The following is a 12,258-nucleotide window of genomic DNA, read 5'->3' as shown; positions in this document are numbered from 1 at the left end:
AACACCATGATCCTGTCCAGGTTGACCGCCCTCGCCCTCACTGCTCTGCTGTCCTCTGCCGCGTTCGCCGGGACCATCGGCTCGAGCACCGGCCCGACCAACCCGGTGGAAAAGCCCAGGGCCCCCGCCATTCAGAGTGCCCCCGGGATGAACACCGACGGCACCACGATCGATCAAAACCTCCCCCCCTCCACCGGCACCGATCCACGCACCCAGGGCAATGACATGGGACGTCAGGGCGGGACGAATCTGCCTGACAGCAAAACCCCCAGCAGCGGCGGCCTCGGCTCAAGCACCACCGAGGACAAGGAAAGCCATATGCGCGAATAGTGAACCCGGGGAAAACCGCATGCCTCGCCAAGATCTGTGCCAAACGCAGACCCCTGCAGGAGCGAGCTTGCTCGCGATGGCGGCAGATCAGCCGCTGAAGGTCTTACTGATCAACTCATCCACTTCAGCCACCCCCGGCGAAGTCGCCGGCCCCCAGCGGGTGACCGCCAGCGCCGCTGCCGCATTGGCCCGCCGCGCCGCATCAAACGCCGACAAGCCCTGCGCCAGCCCCGCCACAAACACACCGGCATGGGCATCGCCGGCGCCGTTGCTGTCCACTGCGTCGACCTTGAATCCCGGCACATGCCGGCGCTCGCCGCCCTGGCTGATCCAGCAACCGTTGGGCCCGTCGCGCACCACCATCAGCACCCCGACCGGCAAATGTTCGGCCAGGCAATCCAGCGCCTGGGCAATGTCCGACGCGCCGGTAAATTTCAGCGCTTCCACGGCATTGCTGGTCCACACATCGATGCGCCCGAGCAAGGCTTGCATCAGCGGCGCGTCCGGCGAATCCACCAGCGGGCCCGGATCGAACACCACATTGACGCCATCCGACAGCGCCAGCACCCAATCCACCAGCGCTTGCGCCTTGCCCACGTGCAGCAGGCTGTAGCCGCTGACATAGACGTAATCGCCCGCCTCGGCCGGCACGCTGGCCAGATCCTGTGCGCTTAACTCGCCTTCGGCGCCGATGTAGGAGACGAAACTGCGCTCGGCCGAAGCGTCCGTGATGGCCACGCACAGCCCGGTGTCGCGCTCGGCGCGGCCAGCAATGCCAATACGGATACCTTCGGCGTTCATCGCGTCACGGGCCAGATCACCGAAGCGTCCGCTACCGTGGCGGCCAAGGTAGACCACCGGCAGACCATTGCGCTGAGCAGCGGCCATCACATTGAAACCACCGCCGGCTTCGAAACTGGCGGACTGCGCCAGCACGTCACCGCCCGCCTCGGGTAGTTTGTCCACGGCCATGACCAGGTCGATGATGACCTGACCGGTGTGCAGCATTCTAGGCATGAGCATTCTCGATCATGGCGGCGCGGCGATCCCTGGCCCCGCCGAGTACAAAGTAAATCCCGCCAGCGACCACGAAGGTCACGATCCAGCCGAGGCCGTTGTGGCCCAGCCATGAATCGGACAGAAAACCTTTGAACCAGACGTTTTGCGCGGTGGTGCCGATGGTGGTGAAACTGAAACCCAGCACAATGGCGATCGCCCACGCGCCGAATGCGCGCCACTCGATGCCGCCGCGATACCAGTAGGCACTGCTCGGGCTGACGTCCAGCAGGTCCTTGGGGCTGTAGTAGTGACGGTGAATCAGGTCGACCACGAAGATCCCGACCCACGCCGTGATCGGCACCGCCAGCAGGGAAATGAAGGTAATGAACGGACCGTAGAAGCTGTCGGCGATCAGCATGAAGTAGATCGAACCGGCGAAGATCGCGACGATGTCGACCACCACGGCATAGACGCGCTTGACCTTCAGGCCGAGGGTCAGCGTGGTCAGGCCGGCGGAGTACACCGACAGGTTGTTCGACAGCAGCAGGCCGCCGAAGGCAGTGATCAGGTACGGCACGGCCATCCAGGTCGGTAGCATGTCGCGGATCGCGATGATCGGGTCAGTGGCTTGCGCCAGGTCGTTGTTGCCCACCGACAGCAAGCCGCCAAGGGTGATCAGCAGCACCAGCGGAATCCCCGCACCGAACGCCGCCGACGCTACCAGGCGCACGGCCTTGACGCTGCGGTGCTGGTAGCGCGACATATCCGCGCCCGCATTGGCCCAACCGATGCCGGTGCCGGCGGCCATGGTGCCGACGCCGATGATCATCGCGCTGAGCGGTGCAGGCGTGGCGTTGAACACCGCGCTCCAGTCGATGGTCGCGCAGAGGAAACCACCGACCAGAATGTTCAGCGCGCCGAACACATAGGTCGCCCACTTCTGAATCACCAGCAAAGTCGCATGGCCGAGGCCGGACACCGACAAGGTCAGCAGCACGAAAATCGCGATGAACACCAGGGTCAACACCGGCGCGCTCTTGGCTTCCACTGGCGAGCCGAACAGGATCGAGCACAGCGACAGCAGCACGAACGCAGCGGTGGTGGTGTTGACCGTTTCCCAGCCCAGGCGCGACATCAGCGAGACCAGCGTCGGGCCGATGTTGCCGCGCACACCAAAGATCGCTCGCGACAGGGTCAGGCTCGGTGCACGGCCACGACGGCCGGCGATGGAGATGATCCCGACCACCGCGAAGGAACCGGCGGCACCGAGGATCGCGACAATGATCGCCTGCCAGATCGCCAACCCGCGAAAGGCCACGAGGGTCGCGCCCAGCGGCAGGCCGAGGATGGAAATGTTGGCGGCGAACCAGACCCAGAACAGTTGCAGCGGATGCCCGTTGCACTCGGATTCCGGCACCGGTTCGATGCCACGGGTTTCCAGTTGCCCGGCGCTTTGCCCGGCGTTGGTTGAACTCATGAAAAATGCTCCTGTTGCCATTTGTTGTGGTTGTGGGCAATTCGGGAAATCGACACAACAGCCCGGCCATCCTGGCCAAGTTCGTGCGCTCCTTTACGTGTGAAAAATCTTGATTGCGCGGTGCGCCCTTCGCGAGCAAGCCCGCTCCCACAGGGAAAGCGAAAACCTCAAGGCACATGCAGTACCTGTGGGAGCGGGCTTGCCCGCGAAGGCGCCAGTCCAGTCAACGCAAAGCAAGAAGCCCTATCACAAGAGGTTCAAGCTCCAGATCATTGACGGACTTGACCATGTCGATCATCTCGACCGGCCAGCTCTCAAGACCCAGGCAGGCGCCAAGCATCGCGCCCAGGATCGCCGCGATGGTGTCCGTGTCGCCACCCAGGCTGGCAGCCATGCACAGTGCATCGAAGGCGTTCATTTCACCGATGGCCACTTGCTGGGCCAGGGCGAACGACACCACCACTGACTCCTGGGAAGCCACCGATGTGCCGATCACGTCGTACAGCAAATCGGCGAGCAGCCCATTGTCACTGTCGACACTGATGCTGCGCGCCCAACTGATGCGCGAGGCAATTCGTCCACCGGCCACCCAGTGACCGTGGTTTTCCGCTTGCTGGGCGATTTGCTGGCCGAGGTTCAAGGCCTCGCCCAGGTCCATGCCGTTGATGCCGGCCGACACCACCGCCGCCACCGCCGCCGCGCTGGAGATCCCCAGCGTGGTGTTGTGAGTGACCTGACAGGCCTGCACGACAGCCTCAATGAAACGCTGCGGATTGGCGACGTTCGCCGCGATCCCTACAGGCGTAATGCGCATCGCCGCGCCATTGGTGGTGCCGTAGCGCCCTGCCTCTTCCGGCGAATGACCGGCGAGGATCATCTCGATGGCGCGTTTGGTCGAAGGACCGAGCAAGTCCTGCGAGCCTTTGGCCTGCATGACGGCTTCCCATTCGATCAGGCGTTGCGCGAGCACCGACGGTTCGATCTTGCCCTTGCCTTCAATCAACAACTGGCCGACCAGGATGGCCTGTTCGGTGTCGTCGGTGATCGAGCCCTTGGGCATGTTCGCGGCGATCGGCTGATCGGGGCCGGCGTCCTCAAGATTGGTGATTTCGCCGAAGCGCGCCTGGACTTGTGCGCGACTCAGGGATTGGGTCGGCATGCCCAGTGCATCGCCCAGGGCCAGGCCATAGAACGCGCCCAGGGCACGATTGAGCGCAGTCATTTCGAATGTCCAAATTGCAGGTGCAGGCGGAAGTGCACGGGATCGAGCAGGCTTTCGACCTGTTCCATGAAACGGTTTTGCCGGTCATAGGTGGTCCGCAAGGCCTTGAGGAACACCGTGCCGACCGGACGTCCCAGTAGCTCGGCGTCTTCGGCATTCAACGGCTCGGCGCCGATCCACTGATCGCCACGTTCACCGATGTAGCCGTAGGCGGCCAGGGTGATGGTCAGGGAGTTGTCGATCAGTCCCACACGCGGCAGGCTTTCCAGGCCGCCGGTCGCGGGCATCAATGAACGTTCGAGAGAGACCAGCGTGCCGTCATTGGAGCGGCGACGACGGTCGAGGGTGATGAACTGGTCGGTGCCGAAACGCGGCAGCAGATCAGGACGGGTTACCGCCTCCAGCCGCAACACTTCGGTATTGACCAGCGCCCCGCTGTCGGCCAGCGCCTGCGCCCAGCCGCTGCGCTGGTCGAGTACCACGCCATCAAACGTGACGATGGAACCCACCCCGCTCTGCGTCGCGATGTAGTTGCGCCGTTTCAATTCGGCCAGGGCCTCACGCAAAGTGCCTCGGCTGACTTTGAATTCCTGAGCCAACTGATGCTCGCCCGGCAACTGAAAGCCGTCCTCCAGGAGGCCGCTTTCGATGCGCCGGATGAGTTCGTCGACCACCCGTTGTTTCTTGTCAAATCGTACCTGTCTAATCATGTACAAAGTGATAACCGAAACGGGTTCGGGCGGGCAAGAAAAATTTCAGGGAGGTGACGGAAGGAATGGCGCAAGGACCAGCGGTCGACACAGTTCAACTGTGGGAGCGGGCTTGCTCGCGAAGACGTCAGCACATCCAACATCGATGTCACCGACAGATCGCTTTCGCGAGCAAGCCCGCTCCCACAGGAGATCACCTGTACCTTCAGACTTCGGTGGTCAGCGTTGTTTGAGGCGGTCAATCACCACCGCCAACAACAAAATCGAACCCCGAATCACATACTGGTAAAACGTATCAATGTTCTTCAGGTTCATCGCATTCTCGATGATCGCCAGGATCAGTACCCCGGCGATCACGTGCCGGATCATGCCAATCCCGCCACTCAACGACACCCCGCCCAACACGCAGGCCGAGATCACGGTCAGTTCGAAACCCTGGCCGATCATCGGTTGGCCCGAGGTCATGCGCGACGCCAGGATCACCCCGGCCAGCGCACCGATCACGCCGTGCACGGCGAAGATGATGATCTTGGTCCGGTCGACATTCACACCCGCCAGCAACGCCGCTTCCTGGTTGCCGCCGATGGCCATGGTGTTGCGCCCGTAGGTGGTGTAGTTCAGCAGCCAGCCGAAGAACAGGAAGCAGACAATGGTGATCAGGATCGGCACCGGCACGCCGAACATCTGGCCGTTACCGAAGACGAAGAACGATTCCTGGGACACCCCCACCGCCTTGCCGTTGGCGAAGATGTAGGCCAGGCCACGCACGATCTGCATGGTCGCCAAGGTGGTGATCAACGCGTTGACTCGCAGCTTGGCAATCACGATGCCATTGATCAGCCCCACGATCAGTCCCATCACCAGCGCCGCACAGACGCCGAGAAACACGCTGTCGGTGTCGCGCATCACCACCGCCGCGACCACCCCGGCACAGGCGATCACCGAGCCCACCGACAAGTCGAAATGCCCGGACGCCAGGCAATACAACATGGTGCACGCCGCGATCCCGGTGGTGGAAATCGCCAGGCCCAAGCCACGCATGTTCAGCGGCGAGAGGAAGTTGTCGATCAGCAAGGTGCAGGCGACAAAGATGCCGACGGCCGCCAGCAGCATGACCCAGTCATCGAGGAAGCGCCGCATATCCAAGGGTTTGCGCGTGGTCGGCAGGGTGTTGTTTTGGGTTGTCATCATAGTCACCTCTCAGTTCGCCGTGCCGTCGGCGCGTTGGCGCGGCAAAGCCAGTTGCAGCAGGTTGGATTCGTTGGCCTGGTCGCGGCTCAGTTCGCCGCGCATCGCGCCTTCACACAGCACCAGGATGCGGTCGGAAATACCCATCACTTCCATCAGGTCGCTGGACACGACAATCACCGCGATCCCCTCGGCCGCCAGGTTATGGATGATCTGATAGATCTCGGCCTTGGCTCCGATGTCGATGCCGCGGGTGGGTTCGTCGAGCAGCAGCACCTTCATCGGCATCGACAACCAGCGGCCGAGAATGGCCTTCTGCTGATTACCGCCGGAAAGAAACCTGATCTGCTGCCCGGCGTGTGGCGTTTTCACCTTGAGCGCCCTGATCTGCTGGTCGGCGTTGTCCTTCTCCCACAGGCCACGCAACAGGCAGCCGAAGGTGGAATGGGCGCCGCGTGCGCTGATGTTGATGTTCTCGGCGACGCTGGCCAGCGGCAGGATGCCTTCCTTCTTGCGGTCCTCGGGGCACAAGAGGATCCCGGCGGCAATCGCGTCCCTAGGTGAACGCAGCTTCAGTTCATGGCCACGAAGCTTCAGCTGTCCGGCGCTGTTGCGCGCCAGGCCGCTGAGCAGGCGCAACAGCTCGGTACGACCGGCACCGACCAGCCCGAACAGCCCAAGGATTTCGCCTTTGTGCACCTCGAAACTCACCGGCTCACGCAACCCCGGCCCGAGCAAACCGTCGACCTTGAGCGCCACCGCACCGCGCTGACGGGGGCGGTAATCGTAGATGTCCTGGATGTCGCGCCCGACCATGCAGGTGACCAGTTGATCGTGGGTCAGCTGGCTCATGTCGTCGAACGTGCGCACATAGCGCCCATCCTTGAACACCGTCACCGCGTCACAGATGCGGAACACTTCTTCCATGCGATGAGAGACATAGAGCACCACTTTGCCCTCGTCGCGCAGCCGGCCGATGATCGCCATCAAGCGCTCGATCTCTCGCGCCGAAAGGCTGCTGGTGGGTTCGTCGAAGGCAATCACATGGGCACCCCGGGACAACGCCTTGGCGATTTCCACCAGTTGCCGCTGGCCGAGGGACAGGCGCCCGACTTTCTCTTGCGGGTCGATTTCATCGGCCAGGCCCTTGAGACAGGCCAGTGCCTGCTGACGCAAGGTGCCGCGATTGATCAGGCCGAAACTGGCCGGCAAATGCCCGAGAAACAGGTTCTCGGCCACGGTCATTTCCGGCACCAGATGCAGCTCCTGGTGGATCACCGCGACGCCACTGCCGATGCTGTCGGCGGTGGACTTGAAGTCCATCGTCCGCTCACCGATCTGCAAGGCGCCGCTGCTGGGTATGTAGGCCCCGCCGAGGATCTTAAGCAGCGTCGACTTGCCGGCACCGTTCTCGCCCATCAAGGCATGAACCTGCCCCGGATGGGCGACAAAGCTGATGTTGTCCAGCGCCTTCACCCCGGGAAAGGTCTTGCCGATCCCGTTGAAGCGCAAGCTGCCGCTGTGTTGTTGTGTATTTGTTTGCGCGTGCATAACCCACCTCTTCACACCGATCAGGCGACCCCGTCGCCGGGGCCACCGCTGAAATCAAACGACCGTCAGTTCCACAGGCCGATCTTTTCCAGCTCCTGCTTGAAGTTGTCGCGGGTGATCAGCGTCACGTCGTCCATGGCGGTGAATTTCGCCGGTTCTTTGCCGGTGGTGACCCACTCGTACATCATGCTCGCGGTGTTGTAGCCCTCGATGTGCGGGCTCGGCAGCATCGAGCCGTAGAAACCGCTGTCGGGTTTCTTCAGCTCGCCGATGGCGTCGGTACCATTGATACCGATGCCGATCACGTTGGCCGCAGCGAAACCGGCGCTCTCGGTGGCACGTACGCCGCCGAGCACGGTGTTGTCGTTCATGCCGCCGATGATCAGGTTCTTCGCCGCACTCGGCAGTTTCACCAGGGCCGAGTTGGTGGCGTCCATGCTGCCCGGTACGTCGAGAGTCTTGAGGGCCGAGAACAGGATGTGGTCCTTGGGCATGCCGGCATCTTCCAGCGCCTTCACCGAACCATCGGTGCGCTTCTTGCCGGTGTCGAGTTCGTTGTAGGTGTTGATCACCGCGTAGGTGTCTTTCCAGTCCCAGCCGCGCTTCTTCGCTTCGGTGGCCATGGCATTGCCTTGTTTCTGGCCGACTTCGAACGCAGCCATGCCGAGGTACGGTACGTCTTCCATGAACTTGCCGCTGGCATCGACGAAACGGTCATCGACCGCAATCACTTTCAGCCCGTTGAGCTTGGCCTTGGCCATGATCGCAGGTCCCAGGGATACGTCCGGCGGGCAGATCACGAAACCCTTGGCGCCGTTGGCGGCGAGGCTGTCGATGGCGGATAGGGTTTTCTCCCCGTCCGGTACGGCGATCTTGATCAGGGTGAAGCCCTTCTCTTTCCCGGCCTTTTCGGCAAAGGCCCATTCGGTCTGGAACCAGGGTTCTTCGGCTTGCTTGACCAGGAAACCGATTTTCACTTCCTCGGCCGCCAGCAGCGTGCTGCTCAGGCTGACCGCCGAGACCGCCAACGCGGCACAGCACAGGGAACGGATAGCATGACGACGATTCATAAGCTGACTCCTTGTTATTGTTCTTGAGCGTTCTTTGAAAGCGTTCTTCGTAAACCAATGGGCGGTAAAGCCGCGCTGCCAATAGTCATATCGTATGATGATTGGATTTCAGACGTAGTAGTGCGCCTGAAAGCCCGATCACTCAGTCGTGGTACATCACCGAGCGCCCGCCATCGATGGTGATGCACGAGGCATTGATGAACGGTGCTTCATCGCTGGCCAGGAACACGGCGGTCATTGCCACTTCGATCGGCTGGCCGATGCGGCGCGGCGGGTGCAGGTCAAACGCGCGCTGGCGCTCGGCGTGGGGGTCGGTGAAGCCGTTCCAGTAATCGACGTTGATCTGGGTTTCGATGTAGCCCGGCGCGATGGCATTGACGCGAACACCCTTGGCCGCATATTCGATGCCCAGCGCGCGGGTCAGGCCGAGCAGGCCGTGCTTGGCCACCGGGTACGGGAAGCAACCCGGAATGATGTGGCTGGAATGGGTGGACGCAATATTGATGATGCTGCCGATGCCCTGCTCGACCATCTGCGGCAACACCGCCTTGCAGCCGTACCATGCACCGTCCAGGTCAATGGCAAAACAGCGACGCCAGTCTTCCTCGGTCATTTCCAGCGGATCACGGAACACGTTGACCCCGGCGCAGTTGACCAACACATCGATCCGGCCATGCAGGTCGATTGCCAGCCTGGCCATGGCGTGCAGATCCTGCTGACGCGACACGTCGGCCTTGATCGCCACCACGTCGGCACCTTTGTCTCGCCAGTGAGCTGCGACTCTCTCGACTTTTTCGGCCTGAATGTCGCTGATGATCAACTTGGCCTGCTGGGACGCGAAGGTCGCCACAATCGCTTCGCCAATGCCCTGGGCGGCACCGGTCAGCAACACGACCTTGTTTTTCAGGCGCTCGCCCTTGGGTGGTTCGGGTACCGGTGGCAATGACAGTGGTTCAGCCATGGATCAAGACTCCTGTTCGAAAACACGACGAAAACCGGGCATCTGTCGATGTCCGGTCAAAAGGCGTTAAGGAAGAAACAGGTGAAAGCGTAAACGTTTCAGCTCGGAAACGGCCTGAGGCAGTGTCTCCGCAAGGGAGCATGGGGGAACTTCGCTGCATCACTTCACCTGTTTTGTTTTTTTAAGTGTGAGTGCATGTACCTGGTGAGGCCGACTATAAACCCGGCCCGCGATAAATCTCAATATATATATTTGCATCCCATATTTAGGGATCTATCCAGCGAAACGCGTGCAATGCTTTCCAGGCACATCCACTGGCATCGACAACACGGCCCCATCCAACGGATGGCCCAGCGGACTTGCCGCGCTGGTGATGTACAGGGTCTTCAGGTCTGTGCCGCCAAACACGCAACTGGTGGGACGACTGATCGGCAGTTCAATGATCCGATCGACTTTGCCGTCCGGGTTCAACCTGAGCAGGCAGCTGCCATCCCAACGGGCATTCCAGATAAAACCTTCGGCATCCATCGCCGAACCGTCCGGGCCGCCACGCGCGTGCGCACCCAACCAGACTTGCGGCGCATCGAGGGCTCCGTCGGTACGGATGAAATGTCGATACAGGGTGCCTTCGAGGCTGTCACCGAAGTAAACGCTGGTGGCGTCATCGCTCCACAGCAACGTGTTGGGAATGCCCAGGTTGCGCAACAACGGCACAACCCGTCCGGCGCGATCGATGCGAAACAGCCCACCCGAACGATGGACGATGGGCAGGTCTTCGCCGTGTTCTCCGATATTGTTTTGCATGGTGCCAAGCCAGAGCCGGCCCAGGGCGTCGCAGCGAGCTTCGTTGGGGCGGTTGCCCGATTGCGGATCGGCCACGCAGAACAATGTCAGGCGCGGTTCCAGGCCTGGAGAGTCGAGATCGAGCCGATACACGCCGCTGCTCAGTGTCACCAGCGCGTCGCCGCTTTCGCAGGGAATGAACGCCGATACGTGCTCCGGCATCTGCCAGATCTGCACGTTGGCGCCGATCAAGCGCAACGCCTGTTTACCGGCGATATCCACCCAGTACAGGGCCTGGGTGGGCGCATCCCAGAACGGGCCTTCGCCCAGTTTCGCCCGATGTCCGGTAACCGCCGTCAACGTCATGAAACCTCCTGCATTGTTCTTGTTTTTATGATGTAGGAGCTAGCTTGCTGGCGATGATGTGTCAGTCGACATCGCCGTAGCTGATACACCATCGCTGGCAAGCTAGCTCCTACAGTAGTTCGAGTTTTCAACTGGCCTTTTTATCGGCCATGACTTGCGGGTAGTAACGCTTGATCGCCAGGTCGGCGTTATCGATCAGGGTCATGCAGGCCCAGACACCCCGGGCGGTATCACGGGCCGCTATGGCCTCGGCCAGGTCCCGGTGGATCGGCAAGGTGCGACGCAATTCATCCGGGTCGGCGGCGGACACTTCAAAGGCCACCGCCAGCAACGCGCCGAGGGCCGGAACCATTTGTTCGATGAATTGATTGTGGCTGGCAGCGAGAATGCACTCGTGGAAGAACTGGTCGGCACGGTTGTAATCGATGCCGCTGTCCACCGCACGCTCCAGCGCGTTGCAGGCCAGCAGGATTGCATTCACTTGTTCGCCGGTTGCGCGCTCGCAGGCCCAGCGCACGGCCATGGGTTCAATGGTGCGGCGCAGGTCGAGCAAATCGTCGACGAAGTTTTCCGGCAAGCCGCTGCGTGACAACCAGCCGACGACTTGGGGATCGAAGAGGTTCCAGCGTCGCACCGGTAACACCCGCGTGCCGACTTTCGGACCGACCTCGAGCATGCCTTTGGCAACCAGGGTCTTGATCGCTTCGCGGATGACCGTGCGGCTCACGCCGAGTTGTTCGCCAAGGTCGGCTTCGACCTTGAGGGACTCACCCGGCTTGACCTGCCCCGTGGCGAGCCAGCATCCCAGCCAGTCAACCGTCGACGCATGAAAGCTGCTGGACATGGACACCTCAAGGTCGAACGCGATGGAAGCTCACGCTAATCATCATATGATTGAGTGTCAATTTGATTTTATAGAGAACGACAGAGATCTACTTTGGGAGCGGGCTTGCTCGCGAAGACGGAGTCACATCCGACAACGATGTCGGCTGACCCGGCGCTTTCGCGAGCAAGCCCGCTCCCACAGGGTTTTGCGTCAGGGCTCAAGACCGATGGGGAAGAATTCGCCGCCGCTCCATACACCCAGCCAGCGCTGACCGTCGATCTCGCGACTCACCGCCAGCTCGACCAATTGATAGAACACGTTGCGGTGAATCAACGCCTCAAGATTACTGCGCACATGCACGTAAGGCGCTGGCTCCTGCGTGACCGGGTCGATGACCACGCGCATTGGATGCTCGGCGCCGGCCTCGGTGGTTTCATCGACGTTGGTGGTAAAGCGCAACACCCGCGCCTCGCCCTCGCCTTCCACGTCCACCGCGATTGCCACGAACGGCGCGTCGTCGACCTTGATGCCGACTTTTTCTACCGGAGTGATCAGGAAATAATCATCGCCGTCGCGGCGAATGATGGTGGAGAACAGCTTGACCATCGGCTTGCGCCCGATCGGCGTGCCCAGGTAATACCAGGTGCCGTCGCGGGCGATACGCATATCGATGTCGCCGCAGAAATCGGGATTCCACAGGTGCACCGGCGGCAAGCCTTTGGTCTTGGGGATTTGCCCCAGCAGGTCGTTGGCTTTTTGCGGGCCACTCATGGCG

The 12,258-nt window shown here is 61.5% G+C and carries 12 protein-coding genes; 1 reads left to right on the top strand and 11 read right to left on the bottom strand.

All coding sequences use genetic code 11. The features are described 5' to 3' along the window. Window positions 1-6: 6 nt before the first annotated feature. On the top strand, window positions 7-330 hold the full coding sequence (locus KGA88_RS11600; protein ID WP_223591120.1) for a hypothetical protein: 324 nt from the start codon (window positions 7-9) through the stop codon (window positions 328-330). 87 nt (window positions 331-417) lie between these two features. Here the strand turns inward: KGA88_RS11600 and KGA88_RS11595 are convergent, their stop codons facing one another. The 11 genes from KGA88_RS11595 to KGA88_RS11545 all read right to left on the bottom strand — a co-directional run bounded on the left by KGA88_RS11595 (window position 418) and on the right by KGA88_RS11545 (window position 12,254). Further along, a complete protein-coding gene (locus KGA88_RS11595) occupies window positions 418-1,347 on the bottom strand; it encodes a PfkB family carbohydrate kinase (protein ID WP_223591118.1) in 930 nt (309 codons plus the stop codon). Then, complete coding sequence (locus tag KGA88_RS11590; protein WP_223591116.1) at window positions 1,340-2,806, bottom strand: purine-cytosine permease family protein; 1,467 nt, start codon at window positions 2,804-2,806, stop codon at window positions 1,340-1,342. Before KGA88_RS11590 ends, KGA88_RS11595 begins: the two co-directional genes overlap by 8 nt. A gap of 223 nt (window positions 2,807-3,029) precedes the next feature. Continuing rightward, window positions 3,030-4,028 (bottom strand): ADP-ribosylglycohydrolase family protein, encoded by a 999-nt coding sequence (locus tag KGA88_RS11585; protein WP_223591114.1) that lies wholly within the window; start codon window positions 4,026-4,028, stop codon window positions 3,030-3,032. Continuing rightward, the gene (locus KGA88_RS11580; protein WP_223591112.1) at window positions 4,025-4,738 is read right to left on the bottom strand and encodes a GntR family transcriptional regulator; all 714 of its coding nucleotides are present in this window, start codon (window positions 4,736-4,738) and stop codon (window positions 4,025-4,027) included. Before KGA88_RS11580 ends, KGA88_RS11585 begins: the two co-directional genes overlap by 4 nt. Window positions 4,739-4,957: 219 nt before the next feature. Beyond that, complete coding sequence (gene araH, locus KGA88_RS11575; RefSeq protein ID WP_223591171.1) at window positions 4,958-5,926, bottom strand: L-arabinose ABC transporter permease AraH; 969 nt, start codon at window positions 5,924-5,926, stop codon at window positions 4,958-4,960. Between the two features lie 12 nt (window positions 5,927-5,938). Continuing rightward, window positions 5,939-7,477 (bottom strand): L-arabinose ABC transporter ATP-binding protein AraG, encoded by a 1,539-nt coding sequence (gene araG / locus KGA88_RS11570; RefSeq protein ID WP_223591110.1) that lies wholly within the window; start codon window positions 7,475-7,477, stop codon window positions 5,939-5,941. 65 nt (window positions 7,478-7,542) lie between these two features. Next, a complete protein-coding gene (locus KGA88_RS11565) occupies window positions 7,543-8,547 on the bottom strand; it encodes a substrate-binding domain-containing protein (protein WP_110662397.1) in 1,005 nt (334 codons plus the stop codon). Window positions 8,548-8,689: 142 nt separating this feature from the next. Then, window positions 8,690-9,508, bottom strand: coding sequence for an SDR family oxidoreductase (locus tag KGA88_RS11560; RefSeq protein WP_223591108.1), 819 nt, complete (start codon window positions 9,506-9,508; stop codon window positions 8,690-8,692). A gap of 273 nt (window positions 9,509-9,781) precedes the next feature. After that, window positions 9,782-10,657, bottom strand: a complete 876-nt coding sequence (locus KGA88_RS11555) for an SMP-30/gluconolactonase/LRE family protein (RefSeq protein WP_223591106.1) — start codon at window positions 10,655-10,657, stop codon at window positions 9,782-9,784. A gap of 127 nt (window positions 10,658-10,784) precedes the next feature. Next, a complete protein-coding gene (locus tag KGA88_RS11550) occupies window positions 10,785-11,501 on the bottom strand; it encodes a FadR/GntR family transcriptional regulator (protein ID WP_056727210.1) in 717 nt (238 codons plus the stop codon). Between the two features lie 192 nt (window positions 11,502-11,693). Beyond that, window positions 11,694-12,254 carry a DUF1285 domain-containing protein gene (locus KGA88_RS11545; protein ID WP_223591104.1) on the bottom strand — a complete coding sequence of 187 codons (561 nt, stop codon included), beginning with the start codon at window positions 12,252-12,254 and terminating at the stop codon, window positions 11,694-11,696. Between the last annotated feature and the right edge of the window lie 4 nt (window positions 12,255-12,258).

Origin of the sequence: Pseudomonas sp. A-R-19 (genome assembly GCF_019956575.1) — a bacterium.
In the GTDB taxonomy this organism is placed as follows: domain Bacteria; phylum Pseudomonadota; class Gammaproteobacteria; order Pseudomonadales; family Pseudomonadaceae; genus Aquipseudomonas.
The sequence above is the reverse complement of the archived record's forward strand: the minus strand, read 5'-3'. Positions and strand labels throughout refer to the sequence as shown.